20 protein-coding genes and 1 pseudogene are annotated in these 26385 nt (G+C 38.7%); 20 read left to right on the top strand and 1 reads right to left on the bottom strand.

Annotated elements, in window-relative coordinates; all coding sequences use genetic code 11:
- Positions 1–20 precede the first annotated feature (20 nt).
- The 4 genes from PDL71_RS07275 to PDL71_RS07260 all read left to right on the top strand — a co-directional run bounded on the left by PDL71_RS07275 (position 21) and on the right by PDL71_RS07260 (position 4461).
- Entirely contained in the window at positions 21–605 is a 585-nt protein-coding gene (locus PDL71_RS07275) for an RNA polymerase sigma factor (protein WP_407527401.1), read from the top strand.
- 109 nt (positions 606–714) lie between these two features.
- Positions 715–1950 (top strand): hypothetical protein, encoded by a 1236-nt coding sequence (locus PDL71_RS07270; RefSeq protein WP_407527399.1) that lies wholly within the window; start codon positions 715–717, stop codon positions 1948–1950.
- A 63-nt stretch (positions 1951–2013) separates the two neighbouring features.
- On the top strand, positions 2014–3078 hold the full coding sequence (locus PDL71_RS07265; protein ID WP_407527396.1) for a YncE family protein: 1065 nt from the start codon (positions 2014–2016) through the stop codon (positions 3076–3078).
- Between the two features lie 135 nt (positions 3079–3213).
- Positions 3214–4461 carry a hypothetical protein gene (locus PDL71_RS07260; RefSeq protein WP_407527393.1) on the top strand — a complete coding sequence of 416 codons (1248 nt, stop codon included), beginning with the start codon at positions 3214–3216 and terminating at the stop codon, positions 4459–4461.
- Positions 4462–4498: 37 nt separating this feature from the next.
- Here the strand turns inward: PDL71_RS07260 and PDL71_RS07255 are convergent, their stop codons facing one another.
- Entirely contained in the window at positions 4499–6700 is a 2202-nt protein-coding gene (locus PDL71_RS07255) for a TonB-dependent receptor family protein (protein ID WP_407527391.1), read from the bottom strand.
- A gap of 430 nt (positions 6701–7130) precedes the next feature.
- Between PDL71_RS07255 and PDL71_RS07250 the strand changes: the two genes are divergently transcribed.
- The 16 genes and pseudogenes from PDL71_RS07250 to PDL71_RS07175 all read left to right on the top strand — a co-directional run bounded on the left by PDL71_RS07250 (position 7131) and on the right by PDL71_RS07175 (position 26373).
- A complete protein-coding gene (locus tag PDL71_RS07250) occupies positions 7131–7655 on the top strand; it encodes a hypothetical protein (RefSeq protein WP_407527388.1) in 525 nt (174 codons plus the stop codon).
- 91 nt (positions 7656–7746) lie between these two features.
- Positions 7747–8937, top strand: a complete 1191-nt coding sequence (locus tag PDL71_RS07245) for a TolC family protein (RefSeq protein ID WP_407527385.1) — start codon at positions 7747–7749, stop codon at positions 8935–8937.
- Positions 8934–10613 carry an efflux RND transporter periplasmic adaptor subunit gene (locus PDL71_RS07240; protein WP_407527382.1) on the top strand — a complete coding sequence of 560 codons (1680 nt, stop codon included), beginning with the start codon at positions 8934–8936 and terminating at the stop codon, positions 10611–10613. Before PDL71_RS07245 ends, PDL71_RS07240 begins: the two co-directional genes overlap by 4 nt.
- A 15-nt stretch (positions 10614–10628) precedes the next feature.
- The gene (locus tag PDL71_RS07235) at positions 10629–11078 is read left to right on the top strand and encodes a YybH family protein (protein WP_407527379.1); all 450 of its coding nucleotides are present in this window, start codon (positions 10629–10631) and stop codon (positions 11076–11078) included.
- Positions 11079–11101: 23 nt separating this feature from the next.
- On the top strand, positions 11102–11458 hold the full coding sequence (locus tag PDL71_RS07230) for a heavy metal-binding domain-containing protein (protein WP_407527377.1): 357 nt from the start codon (positions 11102–11104) through the stop codon (positions 11456–11458).
- Positions 11459–11483: 25 nt separating this feature from the next.
- Positions 11484–12482 carry a heavy metal-binding domain-containing protein gene (locus tag PDL71_RS07225; RefSeq protein ID WP_144888737.1) on the top strand — a complete coding sequence of 333 codons (999 nt, stop codon included), beginning with the start codon at positions 11484–11486 and terminating at the stop codon, positions 12480–12482.
- A 36-nt stretch (positions 12483–12518) separates the two neighbouring features.
- Positions 12519–12947 (top strand): hypothetical protein, encoded by a 429-nt coding sequence (locus tag PDL71_RS07220; RefSeq protein WP_407527374.1) that lies wholly within the window; start codon positions 12519–12521, stop codon positions 12945–12947.
- A 92-nt stretch (positions 12948–13039) separates the two neighbouring features.
- Positions 13040–16207 carry an efflux RND transporter permease subunit gene (locus tag PDL71_RS07215; protein ID WP_407527371.1) on the top strand — a complete coding sequence of 1056 codons (3168 nt, stop codon included), beginning with the start codon at positions 13040–13042 and terminating at the stop codon, positions 16205–16207.
- Positions 16208–16401: 194 nt separating this feature from the next.
- Positions 16402–17052 carry a methyltransferase domain-containing protein gene (locus tag PDL71_RS07210; RefSeq protein WP_407527369.1) on the top strand — a complete coding sequence of 217 codons (651 nt, stop codon included), beginning with the start codon at positions 16402–16404 and terminating at the stop codon, positions 17050–17052.
- 18 nt (positions 17053–17070) lie between these two features.
- The gene (locus PDL71_RS07205; protein WP_407527366.1) at positions 17071–17640 is read left to right on the top strand and encodes a DUF2911 domain-containing protein; all 570 of its coding nucleotides are present in this window, start codon (positions 17071–17073) and stop codon (positions 17638–17640) included.
- 3 nt (positions 17641–17643) lie between these two features.
- A pseudogene (locus tag PDL71_RS07200) lies at positions 17644–17916 on the top strand (heavy metal-binding domain-containing protein); the annotation flags it as partial.
- Between the two features lie 21 nt (positions 17917–17937).
- Positions 17938–19920 carry a copper-translocating P-type ATPase gene (locus PDL71_RS07195; RefSeq protein ID WP_407528393.1) on the top strand — a complete coding sequence of 661 codons (1983 nt, stop codon included), beginning with the start codon at positions 17938–17940 and terminating at the stop codon, positions 19918–19920.
- A gap of 19 nt (positions 19921–19939) precedes the next feature.
- Entirely contained in the window at positions 19940–20269 is a 330-nt protein-coding gene (locus PDL71_RS07190; protein ID WP_407527363.1) for a DUF6122 family protein, read from the top strand.
- An 11-nt stretch (positions 20270–20280) separates the two neighbouring features.
- Positions 20281–21066, top strand: a complete 786-nt coding sequence (locus PDL71_RS07185; RefSeq protein ID WP_407527362.1) for a hypothetical protein — start codon at positions 20281–20283, stop codon at positions 21064–21066.
- 359 nt (positions 21067–21425) lie between these two features.
- Positions 21426–21746 carry a DUF6660 family protein gene (locus PDL71_RS07180; protein ID WP_407527359.1) on the top strand — a complete coding sequence of 107 codons (321 nt, stop codon included), beginning with the start codon at positions 21426–21428 and terminating at the stop codon, positions 21744–21746.
- Positions 21747–21999: 253 nt separating this feature from the next.
- Positions 22000–26373 (top strand): CusA/CzcA family heavy metal efflux RND transporter, encoded by a 4374-nt coding sequence (locus PDL71_RS07175; RefSeq protein ID WP_407527356.1) that lies wholly within the window; start codon positions 22000–22002, stop codon positions 26371–26373.
- The last annotated feature ends 12 nt before the right edge of the window (positions 26374–26385 follow it).

The following is a 26385-nucleotide window of genomic DNA, read 5'->3' as shown; positions in this document are numbered from 1 at the left end:
TAAAACGAAAATATTAATAGTTGTCATATTGTAACGAGGAACTGAAACATTTGCTCGACGGATGCCGCAAAAACAGTCGTTCACATGAAAGACTGTTCTTTGACTGGCTGAAAGAGTTTGCAGCCAATGTTTGCTACAGGTACGCTTCAAGTAAAATTGAAGTGCAGGACCTCGTATGCGATGGATTTGTAAAAGCATTTAAAAACCTTCACCTGTACAATGAAGATATTTATGGATACAGCGAAGCCGCTTTTAAAGGCTGGTTTAAAAAAGTGCTAATCAACAATTGCATCAATTACCTGAATAAATTTCATCCTAAAATTGAATTTAGTGATGCAAATGTGTTGCTGATGGCAGAAATAAGCGACGATTCTGAATCTGTACTGGATGCGATGAGTTACAATGAAATATTAGAGACCGTTATGGAGTTACCACCTGCATATAAGATGGTTTTTAACTTATTTGTGATTGATGGCTACACACATGAGGAAGTTGCCGGTATCCTTGGTATAACTGAGGGCACATCCAAGTCAAACCTTTTTAAAGCCAAGCATTGGTTACAAAAAGCATTAGAAAAAAAAATGAAACATAAAAGATATGTTTAACCAAAATGATTTATTTTTTGATAACAGGGTTCGTTTTGCTGTTGAAAGGCACACCGACCTGAGCCTCATTCCGGACTGGAATAAACTGGAAGAAAAATTAGATATTGAAATGCCTGTAAAGAAAAAACGCAGAAGGTTTATTATGTTCTGGTTTCTTTTTGCTGGTCTGCTTGCAGGTACAGCTTATTGGGGATTCGATGTCAATTCTGATTCGAAGAAAAATTATTCCGATAAAACTCCCGTAGATACAAAACATATGGTTACTGTGCCTGCTGAAAATGAAAAAAACGGAAGTATAAAGCCACAGGATGTAAATGTTGTAAAATACAATACTGATAAAGTATTAAAAGATACAGAACCAGTCGGAAAAATCGCAGCACTATTGTCTGCCTCACCGACAATCAATACAAACCCTGTTGACATACGAAAGAAGGCAAAGAATAGCACATCTCTTACTCCCCCTTTGAAGGAGCAGGTAAGTGAAGTTTATGAAAACGATAAGACTGCCAGCAAAGAAATTAGTGATGAAAAAAAATCCGGGTTGGATATTCCTATTGAGAACAAATCAAATTTCATAAAAGAGACGTTCAATATTCCTGAAAAAGGTACTGTAATAAACTCTGATTTAGTAAAATTGGCTAATGTTGCAAACATTTTAAATGATACTGCAACCAATATCGCAAACAACTTAAAGCCTGTCCAGAAAAAATCTGTTACTTCCCGCTTTTCATTTATAGCAGTTAGCGGCGTTAACGTAAACAGTGTGCAGCTAAATAAACCGTCAAAACCGGGGTATGATTATGGCATTTTAGTGGGTTATAAAATTTCTCCAAAATTTGAAATCAGGTCAGGTGTAATACTGGCAAAAAAGTATTTTACTACTTCTGGTAACAATATTTCCTTTGATTCGGCAAAACTTAACCTGCCATCGTACAACACTATCAGTTTGCAAAATGCAACCGGTTACTGCAGGTTTATAGAAGTTCCGGTAATGTTATATTATCAGTTCTCAGCAAAAAAGAAAACTAACTTTTACAACGCTGGCGGGTTTTCAATCATTAAAATGCGAATGGATAATATTCAGTACAGGTTCCTGGCTGACGGAAATACAATTGTAGAGCGAAGCCATACCAATGCATATCATAACAGTGGTGATTTTTCCACTTCAATCACAGCAAATTTCTCTTTGGGTGTTAAACAGATGATAACTGAGCGATGGAGTTTCGCTATTGAACCATACGTAAAGCTGCCATTAAGCAGAATGAACGATAGCAACCTGAAATTTACCACATTTGGAACAATGGTATCATTTATATACAGCCTGCCTGCCAGGCAAAGAAATTAATGTTGTAAGGCAACCATTTTTAACCTTTCATTGTATCACCTTTTATAAAACAAATCCACGAAAATGAAACAATTAAAATCCAATGCTGCCATACTATTGATAATGGCAGTAATTTTTGCGATTCCTTCCTGCAAAAAAAATGATGGCATGTCAATGGAAGAAAAGAATATTGACTATCCTGCCGCTTATGTAGTTAACGGAGAAAGCAGTACAATTTCAGTAATTAAACTTAGTACGAATACTGTAACAGACAGTATTAATTTAATGAGCAGTGGTGGCAGCATGATTATGTGGCCACACCATATTTATCATCACCAGTCAGGCGGCGAACATCATCTGGCAATTGGGGTTCCGGGTATGGATTTAAGTGCCGGGCACACCGGTGGTATGCCGGGTATGAAAGGTATGGTAGTTGTAATGGATGCTGTTACAGGAGCAGTAAAGAAAAACTTTGAAGTACCGGTAATGAATCACAATGCAGTGTTTTCTCCGGATGGAACTGAAATTTGGACATCTCAAATGGACATGGCAGGAAAAGTGTTAGTGTATAATGCTACCACCTATGCGTTAAAAAATACAATCACTGTAGGTGATGAACCTGCAGAAGTTACCTTCAGCGCCGATGGAACAAAAGCCTATGTATGTAATGGCATGAGTAATACCGTAAGTGTGATAAACCCATCTACTAAAGCTGTAATTGGCACTATAAATGTTGAGTCAAACCCGGTTGGCGCATGGCCTGCATCAGGTGGAAAAATGTTTGTTGACAATGAAGATTCTCAAAGCATTTCTGTAATTGATGTAGCCACGAATACAAATCTTGGAACGATTATACTAAACTTTAAGCCAGGATATGCAGCATTCAATACTACAGCAAATGAACTATGGGTTAGTGATGCCACAAATGGCAAAGTTGCTTATTACGTTGATATGGGCGGCAACACATGGATGAAACATGGAGAATTTGTAACAGGTGCTGATGCACATGCCATCGCCTTTAACGGAGCTTATGGATATGTAACTAACCAGGGTGCCAATACAGTTTCTGTTATCAATATTGCCACACATACAAAAGTTAAGGACATTCCGGTTGGAAAAAAGCCAAACGGGATTGTATTCAAATTATAATGAGTTGATGTCTTGATTGTGCTATTGGATTTGATGCTTTAATGCAGGCAGGATAATTCAATAGCACTTTTTTGTTTGTTTAGTCAGAATCAACCAAATGAGTCAAATAATGTATTTTGCTTTTTTAAACTATTTATGAACAGCAACCTTTTCCAAATAATCCAACAATATAAAACGGATAAGCAATCTGTTTACAACACCTGGTTCATCAATAATGAGGAGCGGCTAAAGGCATTTCGGTCAATCCGACGTGGTGTGATGCAGGTGGTTGATGATATTAAAAATAAAAAGTTCCCTAATGATTTTAAGGGGTCGTCTCTTGAGTTTGTACTTACCTGCATTACAGAGCAAAAGCAGGTATTTGAAGGTGCTTCACATCCATTTTACTGGAAACCGAAACTGAGGATACCTGACATATATGAAAATGAAAATAATAAGCAATCTTTCGGTCAGTTTTTAGAGAACTGCTTAAATGCAAAATCTGAAGAGCAGATTATTAAAGAAATAATCAAATTGGATGGATTAAAAATAAAAGGCCTCGGCCCGGCCGTTGCAAGTATCCTTTATTTTCTGCACCCAACCATCATTCCGCCTTTTAACACAGCAATTATTAACGGGTTTAATTTTTTATACAAGGACAAAAAGAAACTCGGTAGCTGGAGTGAATATCTTAAGCTGAGAGAAGTAATGATTGATACCAATAATCAGCATCGCTCAGAACTATCATCCGATTTAGGCGCTATTGCCGGTTTATTATTTGAAATCGGAACTCAAAAATTGATTTTAGGCACTGATGTATATTTATCTGAACCCGAACGGAAAAAACTGGAAAAACTAATTGAAAAACGTCAGGAAAGTGTGCAGCAGGAAAAAGAAGAAGAAAATCTGCATACGGAAATGCAGTATCATTTATTAAAAATCGGGAATGCTTTGGGTTATGACGTTATTGCTGCATCAAACGACCGTTCCAAATCACATTGCGGTAACAGCTTTTCGTTTATGAGTTTACAGCAATTTCCTGAAATTACTTTAGATAAAGAAACATTAACTACAGTAAAGCTGATTGATGTGCTATGGTTTCAGAAAGGCACCAATAATGTTATCGCAGCTTTTGAAGTGGAAAAAAGCACCAGTATCTATTCAGGTATTCTGCGGCTGACCGATTTAAGCTATACCATAGCCGATGGCGATGAAGTGTTTTACCTGATTGTGCCAGACAAAAGGGAAAAAGATGTTTGCCTTCAACTTTCCCGCCCGGCAATTAAACAAAACAATGTAGTAATTAAATACATCCTGTTTTCTGAACTCCGCAGCCATTGTGATGCACTTTGTAAGTTTGGAGAAAGCCATCATATTATGGAAAAGATAGCGAAGGCAGTATAAATAAAAAAGCGGCAGTTATATTGCTGCCGCTTTTCTTTTAAAGTTTTGCCCCGACTGATATAAAGAATGTTCTGCCATCAGCCGGTAAAGCACCTGGCCCCGGATAACCACCTGCCCTGCGGGTGAAATATCTTTCATTAAACAAATTATTTATTCCCGCTTTAAAATTTAACCCTTTTGAAAATTTGTAGGTTGCTGTTAAGTCAGTTACAGTATAAGATGGAATTAATCCTGTATTGCCATTAGCAGAAGCAGCAACAGTATTATTTGCATCGCTGAACGTTTCTCCAACACTGCTTACCTGTGCTGTTAATAAAAATCCTTTATAACCGCCGGTTATACCACCCCGGAAAATATTTGTTGGTGCATTCTCCACTTTCTTTCCTTTAGTGCTGGCATCTTTATGGTCGCCGCTATATTTGGCATCTGTGTATCCGTAAGAACCAAAAATAATTAAGTCACCATGTTTGCTTTTGCCAAATGCCCTGATGGGATTAAATTCAACATATCCTTCAAACCCTTTGCTGGTGCTGCTGCCAACATTAGTGATAAGACGGTATGAAGGTGTTCCGCTAACAGTAACTGTACCTACTCGGTTATCATATTGCAGGTAAAATCCACTTACATCAAACTGAAGAAAATTTTTCACTTTACCACGGTAACCTAAATCAATATTGTAACCTTTTGCATCTTTTAAATCAGGGTCGACCACATCTGTTGTAGGCGGTGCCTGCAGGTTTGCAAATTGGATAGGGCGATATGCCTGCGAAATATTTGCATAAATTTCTGTTGCTTTTGTTACATGATACTCTGTACCAATTCCTGCTAACACAAAACTTCTGCTCCGGCTAACATTCTGTAATAAAATTTCCGCACCACCTGAAGTGTAACCATTGCGGCCTGAAGATGAACCTTCCAACCATTCATATCTTATTCCGGGTATAATCAGGAACTTGTCATTTATACGAAAAATATTTTCAGCAAACGCAGCTACATTACTGGACTTAAAAGTAATATCCCGGGGATAATTACCGGTAACACTAATATCATATCCTGTTCCTGTTGTTCCTTTACCATCTGCCTGCCTGGTGGTAGTGCCGGTGTATAAACGCATACCGCCGGATAAAGTATTTTTCATTTTACCCAAATGATAATCGGTAATAATGCGGCTCTCTAAACCATAGTTCCTGTATTGGTCAAGATTTACCACCCTGTTGTTGTAGCTAAGTGTTGCAGGGTTAATACTGTCTTTGGTAGTGATGGATTGTAAAAATCCAACACTGTTTCGGTCGCCAATGGTGCCAAACAATTTTGTATTCCAACGGGTGTTTTCATTTATCTTATAATTGGCGATTAATGCTGGGGTAGTCCAGGTTATATCAAACCAATTACGGCTGCGGAAACTTTGTTGTGCATCCTGTTTTATTTGTGCATCCGTTAATCCACCGGGCTGCTGGCTGCGGATGTGCGAACGCATTACTTCTGCCGTTAATGAAAATTTTGTTGTGAAATTATAGGTTACCGTACCATAGCCTGCATTGGTATAGTAGCGGCTGTTTTCTCTCCAGCCATCGCCATTACGATGGTCGAAAAATGTATAATAATGAACTTTACCCTTTTTGCCACCTACGGCATTATAGCTATTAAATAACCCGTTGCTGCCAACAGTTTGCTGCGTTTCAAATTCAAAAGGTTTATTTATTTCACTACCATTGCGAAGAATATAATTTACAAGTCCCCCAAATTGTGGCCCATATTGTAAAGAGCCCTGGCCTCTTACTATTTCTATTCTTTGCACAGCTTGTAGTTGCGGATTATAATATGCTTCAGGATAACCAAAAGGGTCGGCAGAAATATCATAACCATTTTGCCGAACATTAAACTCCCAACTCCTGTTAGGGCTTAATCCCCGGGCCGCAATACCAATCTGAATGCCGCTGGGGTCACTTTCCCAAATATGAATGCCGGGTACTTTGGCCAATACTTGCCGCATATTATTTGTAACTACATTACCCTGTACATTGTCAAGTACAATTAAAGCATTCTTTTTACCAGCATAAATATTTGTTCCTACAATTTCCGGCATTTGCTGATAATCACTTTTGCTGTTTCTGCCTACTACCGTTACATCGGGCAGACTTCTTATATGCAGTGTATCGTTGCTTACTTTTTTGGTTTGTGCATGTGCCACATTTAATACTACTATCATCAAACTAAAAACAATTCCTTTTTTACTCATAAGTGTTATTTTGAGTGGCAAAAGTGCAGATGCTTTTTAAATTGGCACTTATGCAAAAGGGAAATCGAGTTATGCAATGCGGAAATGTTTGATTTTCTATAAAATATATTGCCGACAGGCAACCTGTTTTTAGTTTTGCCTGTAACATTGAAATTGTGTGGCTGTTATTAAATGATAACAATTCGGTCAGAAAGTAACTCAGTTGAGTGGTTTGGTTTGAAGATGTTAGAAAACAAGAGGCAAATACACATTTAACTGACACAAATTGTACATTTTCAACGGAAAAGCCAGGCATAGTAGCAGGAATTGACCGCAAAATTTTGTAAAAATTGTCTATAATTTTACAAATTCGCTAAACCGTTCTACCATATCTTTGCCCCGTTAAGGGGTTACTTTTCAATAAAATAGCCTTATTTTTACAACTTATTTAATGAACCGGAATTTATCCATAAAACTGAAAGCACTGTTCCTGCTGGTTGTATTTGCAACAAATACAGCAGTTGGTTTTGCCTGTGCTATAGGTGTGGATATGGGTTTTAATTCCCCTCATAATAGCCAAACTGCAGAGGCTGCAAAAGTGCATGTACATGACGATGGTAAAAAGCATGTACATGAAAATGAACCATCTGAAGTAACTACACATGTTCATGAGGATGGTATGAAACATCAACATGAAAGTGAGCCGGTAAAACAAACTCCTGCTGATGGCAGCAACTTATTTTCAAAAGACGATGGTGGCTGCTGTACCAATGAAGTGCAGGAGTTTCAAAATTTAGATAAAAATGTTACTGTAAATACCGGTATCAATGTACCTGTGTTTATTGCAATCCTGAGTACTTATTTTGATATTGATTTCTCAACGGCTCTCAAAGATTTTCCAGTTAACTACAAGGCCCGTTTTTATTACCCCCCACCGCCTGACATACGCATAGCGATTCAGCGTTTCCAGATTTGATTACTGTAAAACTGGTAAAGCTTTATGCTTTATCCAACTTCATTTTGCGTATCGCAATTTGAGGCTATTTGTTTTACCGTAATCAATTTTTATGTTCAGATATAGTATTATAGTTTTTCTTGCAGGATTTATCAGTTTACCGGCAGCGGCACAGCAGGTGCTTTCAGAAAATGAGGCTGTGGCCAAAGCATTGGCTAATAATAAGAATATCCAAGCCACTTCGCTACAAGTAAAGCAGCAGCAGCAGTTACTAAAATCAGCTATTAACCTGCCTAATCCTGATTTCTTTTTGGAAAGTCCTACGGGTAAGTTTTATACAGGTAGTATCACCCAGTCATTTGAATTCCCAACGGTTTATAGCAATCAATACCGTTTGCAGAAACAGCAAATTGCTGTGGCTCAAAAAGAGAAGCAGTTAACTGAAGCAGAATTAAAATACAGGGTTAAGGTTTTATACTTAGAAATACAGTATGCTGATTCGCTTACCAATCAACTGTATATCCAGGATACATTGTATGAAAAGATAAAGCTGTCAGCTATTCGCCAATTTAAAGCCGGGCAAATTGATTACCTGCAACAAACATTTGCGGAAACGCAATATGGTGAAATTCATAATCAATACAAGCAATCGCTTATTAGAGCTGCATCCTTAAAGGCACAGTTGCAATGGTTCACTGGTATCAAAGATTCTATTTCGGTGGAACCGTTGGCTGTTACAATATCTCAAACACTGTTCTCACTTGCACCTGATTCCACGGCGTTACTTTCAAACCCCGCCGTACAACTCTTACAGCAACAGGAGAATGTTGCGAAACAAAATATTTCATTACAAAAAAGCAAGGCTTTGCCCGGTTTGGCTTTTGGTTATTTCAACCAGGGCGAAAGAGATACGAAATGGTTTAACCGCTTTAGAGTTGGCGTAACAATTCCATTATGGTTTGGCCAGTATAAAAGCAATATCAATGCTGCCAAAACGGAGCAGCAGGTTATTCAAAGCAAACAACAGGGTTTGCAGCAGGAATTATCTGCACAGGTTATAAATGCCAATAGCGAAATGCAAACCAACTGGCAGTCTGTTAACTACTACCAGCAAACTGGTTTAAAAAAAGCACAGGAAGTTATTACTACTTCACAACGCTTTTTTATAAGTGGTGAAATTGATTATATCAGTTTATTAAGAAACAGCAACGATGCCTACAATGTTTACCAGAAATACCTCGAAGCAGTAAGAAATTATAATCTCAGTGTTATCAATCACAAATATTTAATGGGTCAGTTATGAAACGATTAATCATTCAATTTTTATTTGGGCTATTACCGGTACTTGCATTTGCACACGGCGGCGAAGACCATGGTGACGCAAAAAAAACAAGTGTATCGCCTGCAAGTTATTTCTCGGCTGAGGCTGCTTCAGAAATATATGAAGTGCTGTTAAAGTACAGCCCGATAATGCCGGGGAAAGAAACATCACTTCGCTTGTACTTAAGTGAATTCAATACAAACAAACCAATTGACAGTGCCAAGCTGGAAGTAACAGTGGCTGGTAATCCCAACATAAAAATTACTGTGGTGAGGATTGATAAGGGAGTGTTTGAACTGAAAGCCACATTTCCTGAAAAGAAAGCATACAATCTTGTACTCAATATCAATAGCTATGCAGGTATTGATTTGATCCAGCTAAACAACATTGAAGCAGGAAAAGTACTGGCTTCAAAAATGACAACAGAAAGCAACTCTGATTCTCATTGGTACAGCAGCAATTGGTTTTTTGGATTGATGGGGTTGCTGATTGGTTTACTCGTTATGTTCTTTGTAAACAAAAGCCGCAGCAGGAAAATGATTGCAGGTGCCATCATTCTTTTTTGCCTTTTGCCAACGGCCACTTACAATCCGGCATCTGCACATGGTGGCGAGGATCATGGTGATGGCGCTGGTAAAAGTGGCGGTGCCTCTTCCACAACATTTATAGTTGAAAAAGAAACACAGTTCCTTTTTAATATTCAAACGCAAAAAATAGGTACAGGTGATTTTAATGAGTCATCCGTTTTATTGGGAACTGTAATTGCTGCTCCGCAAGGCCGGGCTGTAATTCAAACACCACAGGCTGGCAAAATTGTTTCCCTAAGAGTAGCACCCGGCCAACGGGTTGGTAAAGGACAGGTAGTAGCTGTTATAGAACAACAGGTAGATGCCGGAACTCAAATTAGTATCATCTCTCAAAGCAATAGTGTAAATGCCGAGTATGAAGCTGCCAAAGCACAATATGAAAGGTTGCTGGGGATAGCAGACATTGCTGCCAAAAAAGATATTACTGAAGCAAAAGCCAGGTATGAAAGTGCTAAAAAAAATAAAGCACTCTTTGATGCAAATACCGGAAAAAATACAGGCAATACAAAAGCGATAACCCTCACTTCCCCTGTTAGTGGTGTTGTAGGCACATTTAATTATGCTATTGGTGCTGTTGTAAACAGCGGCGAAACTTTGTTTGAAATAACCAACCTCGACCAGGTGTTTGTAGAAGCCCAGGTATTTGCAACAGACGCTGAAAAATTGAAATCAGCAACAGGGTTTACCATCATTTCAAATACGGATACACTGGTTTATAAATTAAAAATGATTAGCACTGCCCAATCTGTTAACAGCGGCAATCAATCTCAAAAAGTAGTATTTGAACTTATCAATCCTAAGGGCCAGTTTAAGATTGGAGAAAATGTAAATGTGCGGATGACAGGAAATAATGTTATACGACAAGTTGTAATACCAAATGAAGCAATTACAGATGTGAACGGCAAGCCCGCCATTTTTATAAAAGATAAAGCGGAACAGTATAGTATCAGCTTCGTAGTAAAAGGGCAAAGCAATGACAAGTTTACTGTTATTACCAAGGGTACTGAAGATGGTGAACGGGTTGTTACTACAAATGTGTATCAAATGAAAATGATGTATTTAAACCAATAATTAAAATAAACAAACATGAAAAAGTTATTTATGATGTGCCTGTTGCTGGCAACTGTTACCACAACCTTTGCACAAAACAGCGATAAAGAAGCTGTAAAGACAGTATTGAACAATTACAAAAAAGCCATTGAAAAATTAGACACCACAGGCGTTGTCAATCTTTTTGTTAAAGACTCAAAAGTATTTGAGCAGGCAAAAGATGAAGGTACAATCGGTCATTATTTGGAACATCATTTAGGGCCCGAACTAAAAGAATTCAAATCATTCACTTTCAGTGATTATAAAGTGGATGTAACAGTGGCAGGAGAATATGCCTTTTCAACGGAGACTTATATCTATACCATCATTCTTGCTAAAGACGGCAAAGAAATAAAAAGTCAGGGAGTGGCTACCTCAGTATTAAGAAAATCAAAAGAAGGCTGGAAAATTGTGCAGACACATTCATCATTCAGAAAAGCAAAATAATTTTTTACTATAAAAGAAGAAAAATGAAACAAATCAGAATCATCCTTTCGATGGCAATAGCGGTTTTTAGTTTCACTGCTATAAATGCGCAATCAACAAAAACAAAAAATAAAACTGCAGTTGCGGATACAGTGGTTTATCAATGCCCGATGAAATGTGAGGGAGATAAAACTTATGATAAAGCAGGTAAATGTCCTAAATGCAATATGGATTTGAAAGCTGTACCAAAACCTGTTGCCGCCATTTATCAATGCCCCATGAAGTGCGAGGGAGATAAAACTTATGATAAGGCCGTCAAATGCCCAAAGTGCAATATGAATCTTACAAAAGTAAAAACAAAGAAAGAAGTACAAAATCACAAGGGACAAAATCATAATTAATTCATCAACCAAAAAAATAAAATCAATGAAAAAAGAATTTAAAATTTCAATGGCTGTTATGGCTCTTGCAACCGTAACTATTTTTAGTGCCTGCAACAATAGCGGTGGCGAAGCGAAAACATCAGACAAGGATTCCTCAAAAATGGAAATGACACATGAAGGTGGCGACCATATTTATGCCTGCCCCATGCATCCCGAAGTTACCGGTAAAGAAGGAGATACCTGTCCTAAATGCGGAATGAAACTGGAGCATAATGACAATGCCGGTGCCCCAAGCAATGTTAGTATGCAGTTTACAAGTAATCCGGCAACTCCAAAACCGGGAGAAGAAGTTACTTTATCCATGACTCCGAAAATAAAAGATAAACCTACTGAGCAGGTTCCTTTGGATGTTGAACACACTAAAAAGATACACCTCATTGTGGTTAGTGATGACCTTAGCTGGTTTGACCACATACATCCTGAGTTGAATGCTGACGGTTCTTATTCGGTAAAAGAAAAATTTCCTGCCCCCGGCAAGTACACGTTGTTTGCTGATTATAAACCAAGCGGCGCCAATCATACTGTTGATTACCTGAATGTAACAGTAGCCGGTACGGTACCTGCCGCAAAAGTTTATGGGGCAGATAAATTAACCGGCACCGCCGGTGATGGGTTCTCTGTTTCACTTACTCCTGAAGGTGGTAAATTTTTAACCAATATGGCCATGCACATTAATGGAGTAGTGATGCTGAATGGCAAAGAAGTGGATGTAACAACCTTAGAAGATTACCTCGGAGCAAAAGCCCACATGGTAGTAGTAAGCCTTGCCGATAAAAAATATTTGCATGTACACCCAAGCGTAGAAGGTGGAAAATTTGATTTACATACTACGTTTGAAAAACCCGGTGTCTATCGTGGCTGGATTCAATTCCAAAGCAAAGGAAAAGTTTACACCAGCGACTTTGTAATGAATGTAGCAGAAGGCAATGCCGACAATATGAAAGGTATGGATATGAAGAAAGACGAACATGCGGAACATTAATATTCAATTTATTTTCTAACAATAAAATTTAAAACAATGAAAAAGATAACAATTCTGATGACAGTAATGCTGATAGCAACTTTTACAACATTTGCTCAGCATAGTGGTGGCAACCATAAACATGGTTCGCCACATGGTGGAACAGTTAAGTCTGCCGGTGACTTTCATATTGAAGTAAGTGTAAAGGATGGTATGGTGATGGCCTATTTGCTGGACACTAAGGAAAAAGCAATGAAGAATACGGGAGTGACAGGAACTGCTGTTATACAAATGGCTGACGGTCAAACTTCAACTATTACATTAATTCCAAACGGTAATGAAGGCTTTATGTACACCCTTGACAAGTCGAAAAAGTACAACAAGGCAATTGTAACTTTTACAACCGGGGGTAAAACTGCATCGGCATCTTTTGACCTTACGCCAAAGGCCAAGCCTGCTGCAGATGGACATAACCATCAACATTAAAATGGATACCAAATCATAGCAGGCAGCAAGCCTGCTATGATTTATAATGCTACTGCCTTAATTAGTACAATGGCGATTAAAGATTTTATTTTATGCTGAACAGACTCATTCATTTTTCCCTGAAGAACCGGATGCTGGTAGTTTCGATGGCTGCTTTGCTTATGGTGTATGGTGTGTTTACTCTGGTTAATCTTCCTGTAGATGTGTTACCCGATTTGAACAGACCAAGAGTAACTATATTTTTAGAAGCCAATGGTATGGCGCCTGAAGAAGTAGAAAGCCAGGTAAACCTGCCGGTGGAAACACAATTGAATGGTGCGCCGGGTGTGGAAGTAGTCCGTTCAGTAGCAAGTCCCGGATTAGGAATGGTGTTTGTTGAGTTTGACTGGAATACTGATGTGTACCGTGCAAGACAATTGACGGCGGAGAAACTTCAGAACATTCAACTGCCAAAAGGGATTACACCTGTGATGGGGCCCATCAGTTCCATCATGGGGCAGATTATGATGGTGGCTGTTACAAGTGATACCGCTTCGCCTGCTGATTTAAGAACACTGGCTGATTTTACTATTCGCAGAAGGCTGATGAGTGTAAAAGGTGTAAGCCAGGTAATACCCATTGGCGGAGAAAGAATGCAGTACCAGGTTTTGATTTCAAGTGAAAAATTGCGACAGTATAATTTATCAATTGATAATGTTGACAAAGCATTACAACTAACTAACCAAAACACAACGGGTGGTTTTGTTGACAATAAAGGTTCCGAAACACTGATAAGAAATATTGGCCGTGCCAACACATTGGAAGATTTAGCGAATACCGTTGTAAGTAACAGGAATGCTGCACCTGTATTATTAAAACAGGTGGCAGAAGTAAAATTTGGCGGGCCAATTAAAAGAGGTGATGGTTCGTTTAATGGAAAACCTGCCGTTATACTTAGTATTGAGAAGCAACCCGGCAGCAGCACTATTGATGTTACTGCCGAATCATTAAAAGCAATCGAGGAAATAAAAGCATCGCTTCCTAAAAATATTCAAATCAATACAGATGTTTTTCAGCAAAAACATTTTATCGTAAACTCCCTTACCAATGTGGAAGAAGCATTAAGGGATGGGTTCATTCTTGTAATAATTATTCTCTTCCTCTTTCTTCTCAATTTTCGTACTACCATCATAACACTTACAGCAATACCGTTGTCGCTCATTATAACAGCGATTGTTTTTAAATTCTTTGATATTTCCATCAATACCCTTACTCTCGGCGGATTGGCAATTGCTATCGGCGAGTTAGTGGATGATGCCATTGTGGATGTTGAAAATGTTTATAGAAGATTAAAAGAAAATTGGCTCAGCGAAAAACCGAAGCCATTACTCAAAGTAATTTATGATGCCAGCAGTGAGGTAAGAAATTCAATAGTGTATGCCACCATCATTGTAGTGTTGGTATTTATTCCATTGTTCTATTTACAGGGAATTGAAGGAAGGATATTTGCTCCACTTGGAATTGCTTATATCACTTCTATTATTGCATCATTGGCAGTATCGCTTACTGTTACACCGGCACTGTGCAGCTATTTATTGGAAAAAAAGAATCATTTACATCATATCAATCTGGCCTTTTGGAAACGCAAAAAAAAGGAACCCACTGTTGATGCTGTGCATGAACCGGATAGTGCCCTTGTTCGATGGCTAAAAAAACAAGACACCAGGCTGCTGCATTTTGGATTAAAGCGTCCAAAGACAATAACCGGTGTGGCTATTGCATTAATCATCGCTTCCATCAGCATTATCCCATTTTTTGGAACAGAGTTTTTACCGCCTTTCAATGAAGGAAGTTTTACGGTGAATGTATTGGCTCCTGCCGGCACTTCATTGGAAGAAAGCAATAAGATTGGTATAATAGCTGAACAACAAATTTTAAAAGTACCGGAAGTATCCCTTACAGCCAGACGAACGGGCAGGGCCGAATTGGATGAACATGCTGAACCGCCAAGTTATTCTGAAATTGAAGTTGCCTTAAAACCCGGAGGACGAAGCAGGGCAAAAGTGCTTGAAGATATCCGTACCAACTTATCGGTGCTTAAAGGAACCGCTATCAATATTGGTCAACCCATTTCTCACCGGCTCGACCATTTACTTTCAGGAGTAAGGGCACAGGTAGCGGTTAAAATATTTGGTAATGATTTATTAACGCTTCGCTCCAATGCCGAACAATTAAAATCAATTATTTCCAATGTGCCGGGTGTGGTTGATGTGCAGATTGAGAACCAGGTAATGGTGCCGCAATTGATGATTAAGCTTGACCGTATGGCAGTACAGCGCTATGGCTTACAGGTAGGAAATGTAGCGGATGAACTGGAAATATTTTACAATGGGAAAGTAGTGAGCCAGATAATTGATGGCCAAAAAAGTTTTGATATTGTCTTAAGAACTGATGACAGTACAAGAAAAAATATTGAAGCAATCCGCAATACACAGATTGCAGCATCGGATGGTTCGTTGATACCGCTGCAACAAATTGCAAAGATTGAGCTTGAGAACAGTATTAATGCAGTTAACCATGAAAACACTCAGCGCAGGATTGTTGTCTCTGCCAATGTGCAGGGCCGTGACCTTGGCAGCACTGTAAAAGAAATGCAGGAAACCGTAAAGAAAGATTTGCCTTTACAGGAAGGATATTATTTACAATGGGGCGGACAGTTTGAAAGCCAGCAATCAGCCTCTAAATTAATTACCATACTCAGTATCTTTTCAATAGCAGGTATTTTCTTAGTCCTGTACAGCCATTTCAAAAGCAGTCGTATTGCTTTGCAGATAATGCTCAATATTCCATTGGCATTAATAGGCAGTGTAATAGCAGTAATGCTTACCGGCGGTGTGTTCTCAATTGCCACAATGGTAGGTTTTATTACCCTCACAGGTATAGCATCCCGTAATGGCATTATGATGATAAGCCATTACATCCATTTAGTACAACATGAAGGAGAAGTATTTGGCGACAAAATGATAATCCGTGGTTCGCTGGAAAGATTAGTGCCGGTATTAATGACTGCATTAGTTGCAGCTTTTGCTTTGATACCACTGACGATGGATGCAACGGCGCCAGGAAAAGAAATTCTATACCCGGTTGCTACGGTTATTTTGGGTGGATTGGTTAGTTCAACTTTATTGGATATGATTGTAACTCCTGTTGTATTTAAACTGTTCGGAGAAAAAGCCTTGAAGAAATATTTGGCTGAGCAGGAAAAAAAGGAGTTGAATTAAAGCGATTGTAACGAATAAACATGCTGATATTAAAATGAAGAATATGGGGGAAGATTAAATAACATGGGTCGGAGCCCTGCTTTGGTTTCCTTATTTATAATGAAACAGTTTCTGGAGCAGGGTTTCCGCACCCACCAATTGATAAATCCGTTTAAAACGGGATTTAATTTGAGTATCATCTTAAAATCATTGTAGTGGAGCAAACAAAATACATACCGGCACTCAGATTCAAATGGCTTACACCATTGTATGATTTTTTTCTCAGCATTACTATGCCTGAGAAAAAAATTAAACTGGCATTAATTGAAGCAGCAAGTATTCCGGCAGGCATAAAAGTATTGGATTTTGGGTGTGGTACAGCTACACTAACTATTATGGTGAAAGAGATGTATCCTGAGGCGAAGGTGACAGGAATTGATGTGGATAGAGAAATATTAGACAGGGCAACTCAAAAATTAAAAGAAAAGAAGTTAGATATTTTTTTACTGGATTATGATGGGAAGGAGTTTCCCTTTCAGCGTAATGCATTTGACAGAACTTTATCCTGCTTGGTGTTTCATCATCTTGATACAGATACAAAGCAAAATATGCTGGCAGAAATATTCCGGGTTTTAAATAAAGATGGGCAGTTGTTTATTGCAGATTTTGGCCGTTCTAAGTCATGGATTCAAAGAACACTTTTCAATATAATAAGAGGACTGGATGGATTTAAATCAACAGATGCAAATGCTAAAGGACTATTGCCTGAATTAATTTCAGATGCCGGGTTTGAAAATGTGGCCATTAAAACCCGTTTTAAAACCATGTTTGGAGAAGTACAAATAATCAGTGCGGAAAAAATATAAATACAAATAAACAATCTCATGAAAAAGAAATTTTATTTACTGCTTTTAATAGTAGCAACAGCATTTACAGCGACAGCACAGGAACAAAAGAAAGAAGAAGTTTGCTATAACCCTAACCTCGTAAAAGATACCAGCAAGAAAAGCATCAAGTCAATGGCTTATGTCATAATAAACAGAGATAGTCTAAAAATCAACTATCATTCTCCCGGCGTTCGTAAAAGAATTATATGGGGTGGGCTTGTTCCTTATGATGAAGTATGGGTAACCGGCGCACATGATGCTACTACATTAGAAATGCCAAAAGCTTTTGTTGTTAATGGCAAAGAAATACCAGCTGGTAAATATGCTTTCTTCACCATCCCTGGTAAAAAAGAATGGACATTGATTATTAATAAAAACTGGAAACAGCATCTTGCCACAGAGTATGATGAAAAAGACGATGTGTTAAGAATCAGAGTAAAACCAAAGAAAAACAATCATACAGAAAGACTGCAGTATTTTATTGAGCCAGTAAATAATAGTACCGGTAAGATAGCTGTGGCATGGGAAAAAATAAAGGTAGAGTTTCCATTCACACTAAAAAAATAAAGCATGAACCACAACCAACAGCATTACACCTGCCCCATGCACCTTGAAGTTGTAGAGGATTGGCCAGGCGTCTGCCCCAAATGTGGAATGAGGCTTATCCTGATTGGTGCAAAAGAAGAAGCACATTCTGATTCGCACCATCAACACACAGAGTATAAGAAAGGAGATTTTTCTTCCCATGCTCAGCATGTTGCACCCGTTATAGAGATGCGAAGTACACAGGGGTTTCAGAAATTCACATGCCCAATGCACCTGCAAATCATACAGGATGGGCCTGGAAAATGTCCTTTGTGTGGGATGACATTCGTACCACTCACTAAACCGGGTGCACATAACGGACATGAAAATCATTCATCTGGTATAGCAGATTTTAAAAAACGTTTTTATGTTGTTTTAATACTGACTATACCCATCATGCTGTTGTCAGAAATGATTCAGCACTGGCTCAATATTCATTTCAGCTTTCCCGGCTCCGGATATGTGTTGCTTATTCTGTCATCAATTGTTTTCTTTTATGGCGGCTGGCCATTTCTGAAGGGTTTGGTTGGTGAAATGAAAGCAAAAAACCCGGGAATGATGACACTGGTGGCATTTGCGATTTCTGTTGCTTACATATACAGTGTGGCAACAGTATTGGGACTAAAGGGAATGGATTTTTTTTGGGAACTGGCCACTTTGATTTTAATAATGCTCCTGGGTCACTGGATAGAAATGAAATCGGTGGCCGGTGCGTCAAGAGAATTAGAATTGCTGGTGCAGCTAATGCCCGATGATGCACATTTAGTAAACGGAGAAAAAATAACAGATGTAAAAACAGAAACATTAAAAGAGAAAGACATTATTCTAATAAGACCGGGTGAAAAAGTTGCTGCCGACGGAATAATAGTAGATGGCGGAAGTTATTTAAATGAATCAATGCTTACCGGCGAATCAAAACCTGTTGAGAAAACAAAAGGAGATAAAGTAATTGCCGGTTCAATCAATGGTAATGGTGCAATCAGAATTTCTGTACTGCATGGTACAAAGGATTCTTATTTATCACAGGTTATAAAACTGGTACAGGATGCACAAAAATCAAAATCAAAAACACAGTTGATTGCAGACAGGGCAGCAAGATGGTTGACGCTGATTGCAATTGTAGCAGGTATCACTACATTCCTTGTATGGTATTTATCCGGAAAAGATTTGGCGTTTTCCATTGAGAGAATGGTAACGGTAATTGTTATTTGCTGTCCTCATGCTTTAGGATTGGCAGTTCCATTGGTTGTGGCAAAATCAACAGCTTTATCAGCAAAACATGGTTTACTGATAAAGAACAGGACTGCCTTTGAAAATGCAAGAAAGATAACTACATTAGTATTTGATAAGACAGGAACACTGACAGTTGGCAAATTTCAGGTAGTACGGTATGTAACACATAATGATAAATATACCCAGGAACAAGTACTACAATACGCTGCTGCCTTAGAGCAAAATTCAGAACATCCAATTGCAACAGGCATCACAGCTAAAGCAAAGGAATTAAATTTAAAACTGCCTGAAGTTGTTGGGTTTGAAGCTATAACCGGAAAGGGTATAGCTGGCATCATTGATAAAAAAGATGTGATGGTAGTTAGCCCTGGGTATTTAAAAGAAAAGTATGCCTTTCTTACAAAGGATGACATGGTAAAAGCTGAAGAAACCCTTGTCTTTGTTTTAATAGATGATGATATTGCCGGTTCTATTGCACTGGCTGATGAAATAAGGCCTGAATCTTTTGAGGCAATTAAAACGCTGCATCAGAATAATATTAAATCAATTTTATTGACTGGTGATAATGCAACAGTAGCTAAAGGTGTAAGTGAACGCTTAGGTATGGACAGTTTTTTTGCTGAAGTATTGCCACATCAGAAATTAGAGAAAATAAAAGAGTTGCAGGATAAAGGAGAATTTGTTGCTATGACAGGCGATGGAGTAAATGATGCACCTGCATTGGCGCAAGCCAATGTAGGTATAGCTGTTGGTTCAGGTTCTGATATTGCCGCCGAAACAGCAGGAATTGTACTGGTTAACAGCAATCCCAAGGATGTTGTTTCATTGATTCAGTTTGGTAAAGCCACTTACAGAAAGATGATTCAGAATTTGATTTGGGCTACAGGTTATAATGTAGTGGCTTTACCATTGGCGGCTGGTGTGTTATACAAAATGGGAATATTGTTAAGCCCTGCTGCCGGTGCCGTTTTAATGAGTGTAAGTACAGTTGTGGTAGCGATTAATGCAAGTATGCTGAAAGTAAAATAGCGTTAGCGAATAAAAAAGGATGGAAATTATTCAGAAGGTTATTCATTATTTTCTTCACTTTGTTTTTCCCTTAGGAATAGCTTTTGTCTTTTTCAGAGAAAGATGGAAACAAGCTTACCTGATATTATTGTTAACAATGTTGATAGATTCTGACCATTTATTAGCAATCCCTTTTTATCATCCCTGCCGTTGCAGTATTGGTTTTCATCCCCTGCACAGTTATTTCGCAATAGTTATATATGCGTTGTTATTTTTGTTTTCAAAATTCCGTATCGTATCTGTCGGATTATTAATGCACATGGCTACAGACTATATTGATTGTATTTTTATTACTCATAATTGTAAATAATATTACTGTTTATGGCAAAAAGCAAACACTACTACATCCGAAAAACTCACCGCTGGCTCGGTGTTATTTTAGGCATCCAGTTTTTATTATGGACAATTGGTGGATTGTATTTCAGTTGGAGCAATATGGATGAAGTGCATGGAGATTTTCAAAAGAAAAATGCACCGCTCTTATCATCCGATATTTCATTAGTAAGCCCAACAATGGTACTGGATACTATCAGGAGAGTTCATCGGATTGATTCAATTGTTTCCATTCAGTTAATTGAAATTTTGGGTAAGCCATTTTATCAGGTTCGTTGTATCAGTGCTATCCACAACGAAACAAATCATGAACATGATATGCAGGCAATGAACCATCTTGCCGATGCAGAAACAGGTGACCTTCGGGGGCCATTGACAAAAGAGGAAGCCACTGAAGTTGCAAAAAGGCGATTTAATGGCGAGCCGGAAGTTAAATCTGTTGAATACCTAACAGCTACAAATAATCACCATGAGTACCGTGAAAATCCTTTGCCTGCTTACGCTATTACATTTGAGCATCCGTCAAAAGCCACCGTTTATGTTGCCAGCGAATTAGGAACCGTTCAAAAATTCAGGAATAATAAATGGCGAATATTTGATTTCTTGTGGATGATGCACACGATGGATTATGAAGGCAGGGACAATTTTGGGAATAATCTGCTTCGATTCTTTTCAATTTTTGGATTGGTGACAGTGTTAAGTGGATTTGCATTATTCTTTGTGAGTACCAAACGCAAGAAGAAAAAAACTACACATTTCCCAACTCTGAATTAGTATCAATATCCGGGCTTTTGTTGTAAACTTTTATTGCAATTTAAAAAATGAAGAAGGATATTAAGAAACAAAGTGCTAAGAATAAAAGGTCAATTCCAAAGGTTCTGAAATATGCGCTTTGGATTATTCTTGCTCTTCTTATACTTGCAATCTTTGCTCTTGTCATGCTTCTACAGAATATACATATTGAAAAAAATAAAGGTTGACCTTATCCGAACCGAAGGGATTTTCAGTTTTTTGAGAAATAGTCGGCAACTGGGTGTTTAAGGATGGTTTAACTGGCTGATTTGCAACTGTATTGCTAAATTATACATGCCTAAGTGTATTATTTGCAACAAAACATCCTATTTTTGCAACCAATGAAATTATTCTTCTCAATAGTATCTCTGGTAATGCTTTACATTTCCTGCCTGCCCTGCGGCGACAGAGAGGAATGTAACATCAGAGCAGAAGCAAGAATTTCAGCAGCTAATGACAACCACCAGCAGCATAAACATAATACAGAAGCCTGTTCTCCGTTCTGCTCATGTTCCTGTTGTGCTGCCTCAGCCTTTTACTCTCCTTTCGCTAAGGCTCAGATAAATAAAGTAGAATTTCAATCGGAGAAATATCCCCTTTACAATGTAGCGTTTAGTACCGAAGCTCAAAATAGCATCTGGCAGCCTCCCAAATTGTCTTAATCTCACAACTCCTTTATTGAATTTGCTGTAAGTCATTTATTGGCTTATTCAGCTATTGTATCATTCATTTCCCATTGCTGGCAATGGCCACAGCCAAAAAAGTTACAAAAAGCAAGAAAAGAAAAAAGCCTTTAGTGATAAGAATAATCAGAATCATTCTTATTGGAATTGCCTGTGCTATACTTATTGCCGCAATAGTGGAAAGAACAATTCATTTTTTCAGGTATCATATATAACCAAACAGACTTAAGACATGCTCAATAAAATCATTCAATTCTCCATAAAAAATAAATTGGTCATCGGCCTGTTTACACTTGCATTAATAATATGGGGTGTTTATTCAGCCAAAAAATTGCCAATTGATGCTGTACCCGATATTACAAATAACCAGGTACAGGTAATTACGCTGAGCCCATCATTAGCGGCACAGGAAGTAGAACAGCTAATTTCTTTTCCGGTGGAACAAACAATGGCCACCATTCCGGAAGTGCAGGAAATCCGTTCTATATCAAGATTTGGATTATCTGTAGTTACTGTCGTATTTCATGATGATGCCAACATATATTGGGCCCGTCAGCAAGTAGGTGAACGGCTGATAGAAGCCCGTAACCAAATACCAAACAATATTGGTAACCCTGAAATGGCTCCTATCTCTACAGGCTTAGGTGAAATTTATCAGTATGTCTTACATGCCAAAAAAGGGTATGAAAATAAATACGATGCCATGTCTCTTCGGACAATTCAGGACTGGATTGTCCGGCGACAGTTGTTGGGCACACCCGGCATTGCTGATGTAAGCAGCTTCGGCGGTCTTTTAAAGCAATATGAAATTGCATTGAATACAGATAAGCTTCGCAGCTATAATCTATCCATAGCAGATGTATTCAATGCCCTTGAAAAGAATAATCAGAATACAGGTGGAGCCTATATTGACAAAAAGCCCAATGCCTACTTTATCCGCAGCGAAGGATTTATTAAAACAATCACTGACATTGAAAAAATTGTAGTTACAAGAACTTCCGGCGGTTCCCCTGTATTGGTCAGAGATATTGCAACGGTACAGTTGGGCCATGCCACGCAATACGGGGCATTAACCCGTAATGCGGAAGGCGAAGTAGTTGGTGGCATTGTTTTAATGCTCAAAGGAGCAAATTCCAGCATTGTAATTAATAGTGTAAAAGAAAAAATAACCCAGATTCAGAAAAGCTTGCCGGAAGGTGTGGTCATTGAGCCCTTCCTTGACAGAAGTGCTTTAGTTAGCAGGGCAATCGGAACTGTAAAAACTAACCTTATTGAAGGTGCCTTGATTGTGATTTTTGTATTGGTGGTTTTCCTTGGTAATATCCGTTCCGGGTTGATAGTGGCTTCAGTGATTCCGCTTGCCATGCTTTTTGCTATTTCGCTGATGAATCTTTTTGGCGTATCCGGAAACCTGATGAGTTTAGGCGCTATTGATTTTGGATTGATTGTGGATGGCGCTGTAATTATTGTGGAAGCAACCATGCATCAGTTAGGCCATCGAAAGCCCGGAAGAATGACACAAGACCAATTGGATGATGAAGTATATAAGTCAGCAGGTAAAATGATGAACTCTGCTGCATTTGGACAAATCATTATCTTAATTGTGTATCTGCCTATTCTTGCCTTGGTAGGCATTGAAGGAAAAATGTTTGGCCCAATGGCACAAACAGTATCATTTGCTATACTGGGTGCATTCCTGCTTTCACTTACTTATGTGCCCATGATGAGTGCACTTGTTCTAAGTAAAAAAATAAGCCACAAGGAAAACCTTTCTGATAAAATGATGAAGTTTTTCCAACGGCTTTATACCCCATTAATACGTGGTGCACTGAAAATGAAATTGCTGGTGGTGAGTATCGCTGTTGGTGTATTTATAATCAGCCTTATAATTTTTAGAACATTAGGTGGCGAATTTATTCCAACATTGGAAGAAGGCGATTTCGCCGTAGAAACAAGGTTGCTAACAGGTAGCTCGTTAAGCCAGACAATTGAAAAAATAACACAGGCTTCGGACTTACTGATGAAAAAATTTCCCGAAGTAAAAGAAGTGATTGGAAAGATTGGCGCCTCTGAGATACCTACCGACCCTATGCCCATAGAAGCATGTGATATTACCATCCTTTTAAAAGATAAAAAGGAATGGACCAGTGCACATAACCGGGAAGAATTAGCAGAACTGATGCAAAAAGAACTGGAAAAAATTCCCGGTGTTTCCTATGGGTTGTCGCAGCCTATACAACTTCGTTTTAATGAATTGATTTCAGGTGTTCGCCAGGATGTAGGTATTAAAATATTTGGGGAAGACCTGGATGTGCTGGCAGACCTGGCCAAAAAAATTGGTGTGATTGTGCCTACTGTAAAAGGTGCAGAAGATTTATATGTAGAACAGGTGACCGGTTTGCCACAGATTGTGGTTAAACTAAACCGGGATAAGATTGCGCAATTTGGTTTAAATGTAGAAGATATAAACCGCACCATCAGCGCTGCATTTGCCGGGGAAGCTGCGGGTATTGTATATGAAGGCGAGAAACGTTTTGATATGGTGGTGCGGTTAGAAAAGACAGGCCGCCAGAGTATTGATGATGTAAAAGGATTATTTGTTGCGGCCCCTGATGGTAACCAGATTCCATTGGAACAGGTAGCCGATGTCAATTTGCAGTTAGGCCCTAACCAGATACAACGGGAAGATGCCAAGAGAAGAATCATAGTAGGCTTTAATACAAGAGGCAGGGACATCTCATCGGTTGTAAAAGAAATGCAGGAAAAAATTGAGAAGCAGGTAAAAATGCCCCCCGGTTACTTTATTACTTATGGTGGGCAATTTAAAAATCTTGAAGAGGCTAACAAAAGATTATCCGTTGCTGTTCCTGTGGCTTTAGCATTAATCCTGCTGCTTCTTTTCTTTACGTTTGGTTCTATCAAATATTCATTACTCATTTTTACAGCAATACCCATGAGTGCTATTGGTGGTGTATTTGCCTTATGGTTCCGGGGTATGCCATTCAGTATTTCAGCAGGTGTTGGCTTTATTGCTTTATTTGGTGTGGCTGTATTAAATGGTATTGTGTTAATCAGCGAATTTAACCGGTTGAAAAAAGAAGGCATGACTGACATTAATGCAATTATTCTAAAAGGAACCTCTGTAAGGTTGCGACCGGTGTTAATGACCGCAGCGGTTGCTTCATTAGGCTTTTTGCCAATGGCATTATCTACAGGTTCCGGGGCGGAAGTTCAAAGACCGTTAGCAACTGTTGTAATAGGCGGATTGATTACGGCCACATTTCTTACGTTGGTAGTTTTACCGGTGTTGTACACCTGGTTTGAAAAGATAAATCCGAAAGTTAAAAAGTCTTCTGTTGCAAAGGGTTTAGCCTCATTGCTTATCCTGTTTTTAGCATCATCATTCGCTGCAAATGCCCAGCAACCAAAAACAATCATAAATCTTAATGATGCCGTGTCATCTGCTATGAAGAATAACCCTTTGGTAAAAGTGGGAACGCTGGATATAAGTTACCAGCAGCAGTTGAAAAAAACAGTAAAGGATTACGGCAAAACAAATGTGGGTCTCACATTTGGTCAGTATAACAGTCGTATTGCTTATGATAATAATTTCAACATTAATCAGGGCATACCGAATCCTGCCTACTTTAAAAGTCTCATACGGTTATCTGAGTCAAATATCAAAAGCAGTGAACTGCAACTGAAAATTTATCAGACTGAACTGGCGGCGAATACAAAAACATCGTACTACCAGTTAAGTTTTTGGATAGAGGAAATAAGATTGCTGAAAGAGTTGCTGGCTATCTACGAAAATGTATTGAAAGCATCAGCGCTACGGTATAAGACAGGTGAAACCAATGCCCTGGAAAATTATAATGCTGAAAGCAAGGTAAATGAGATAAAGGCGCAATTGAGAAATGCGGAAGAAGATTACCGTATTGAACTAAACCGCCTGAAGGTATTTACGGCCGATTCGTCTGTTACAACTATTGCCGACACATCACTTGTTGAAAAGCAGATACAGGTAAATTTTGATACTGCTGCCATTGCGGCCAACCCTACACTGGCCTTTATTAAACAGCAGATTGATATTGCAAGCAGGGAGAAAGCTGTTGAGCAATCAAGGCTGAAACCAGATTTCTCAGTAGGCTATTTCAACCAGTCTTTAGTAGGTTATCAAACCGTAAACGGTGCTGATAAATATTATGGTGTTGGCCGCCGTTTCCAGGGTGTTAATTTGGGTGTCAGCATTCCCATATTTGCCAGGGCACAAAAAGAAAAAGTAAAGGCTGCCGAAGTAAACCGGGTGCGCCGTGAAGCAGAACTGACCAATTATCAATACAATCTTCAGGCTGAATTGACAAGGCTGTTTGGCGAATTGCAAAAACAAAGAGTTCAAATCAACTACTACCGCAATACAGCTTTACCGCAAGCCAATCTTATCATCACCCAGGCGCAAAAAGCTTTTACGGCCGGTGAAATCGGATATTATGAATTGACGCAATCACTCAACAATGCTGTTGTTGTAAAACAGGAATACACAAAACTTTTAAATCAATACAATCAAACCGTCATTGCTATCGAATTTATTGGTGGCATCAATTAATTAAAACGGGTT

This window comes from Lacibacter sp. MH-610, assembly GCF_045780045.1.
Classification (GTDB): Bacteria; Bacteroidota; Bacteroidia; order Chitinophagales; family Chitinophagaceae; genus Lacibacter.
The sequence above is the reverse complement of the archived record's forward strand: the minus strand, read 5'-3'. Positions and strand labels throughout refer to the sequence as shown.

Coding starts and splice junctions, on each gene's coding strand:
- PDL71_RS07270 (WP_407527399.1), top strand. CDS start 715: ATGCCTGTAAAGAAAAAACGCAGAAGGTTTATTATGTTCTGGTTTCTT.
- PDL71_RS07265 (WP_407527396.1), top strand. CDS start 2,014: ATGAAACAATTAAAATCCAATGCTGCCATACTATTGATAATGGCAGTA.
- PDL71_RS07260 (WP_407527393.1), top strand. CDS start 3,214: ATGAACAGCAACCTTTTCCAAATAATCCAACAATATAAAACGGATAAG.
- PDL71_RS07255 (WP_407527391.1), bottom strand. CDS start 6,700: ATGAGTAAAAAAGGAATTGTTTTTAGTTTGATGATAGTAGTATTAAAT.
- PDL71_RS07250 (WP_407527388.1), top strand. CDS start 7,131: ATGAACCGGAATTTATCCATAAAACTGAAAGCACTGTTCCTGCTGGTT.
- PDL71_RS07245 (WP_407527385.1), top strand. CDS start 7,747: ATGTTCAGATATAGTATTATAGTTTTTCTTGCAGGATTTATCAGTTTA.
- PDL71_RS07240 (WP_407527382.1), top strand. CDS start 8,934: ATGAAACGATTAATCATTCAATTTTTATTTGGGCTATTACCGGTACTT.
- PDL71_RS07235 (WP_407527379.1), top strand. CDS start 10,629: ATGAAAAAGTTATTTATGATGTGCCTGTTGCTGGCAACTGTTACCACA.
- PDL71_RS07230 (WP_407527377.1), top strand. CDS start 11,102: ATGAAACAAATCAGAATCATCCTTTCGATGGCAATAGCGGTTTTTAGT.
- PDL71_RS07225 (WP_144888737.1), top strand. CDS start 11,484: ATGAAAAAAGAATTTAAAATTTCAATGGCTGTTATGGCTCTTGCAACC.
- PDL71_RS07220 (WP_407527374.1), top strand. CDS start 12,519: ATGAAAAAGATAACAATTCTGATGACAGTAATGCTGATAGCAACTTTT.
- PDL71_RS07215 (WP_407527371.1), top strand. CDS start 13,040: ATGCTGAACAGACTCATTCATTTTTCCCTGAAGAACCGGATGCTGGTA.
- PDL71_RS07205 (WP_407527366.1), top strand. CDS start 17,071: ATGAAAAAGAAATTTTATTTACTGCTTTTAATAGTAGCAACAGCATTT.
- PDL71_RS07195 (WP_407528393.1), top strand. CDS start 17,938: ATGACATTCGTACCACTCACTAAACCGGGTGCACATAACGGACATGAA.
- PDL71_RS07190 (WP_407527363.1), top strand. CDS start 19,940: ATGGAAATTATTCAGAAGGTTATTCATTATTTTCTTCACTTTGTTTTT.
- PDL71_RS07185 (WP_407527362.1), top strand. CDS start 20,281: ATGGCAAAAAGCAAACACTACTACATCCGAAAAACTCACCGCTGGCTC.
- PDL71_RS07180 (WP_407527359.1), top strand. CDS start 21,426: ATGAAATTATTCTTCTCAATAGTATCTCTGGTAATGCTTTACATTTCC.
- PDL71_RS07175 (WP_407527356.1), top strand. CDS start 22,000: ATGCTCAATAAAATCATTCAATTCTCCATAAAAAATAAATTGGTCATC.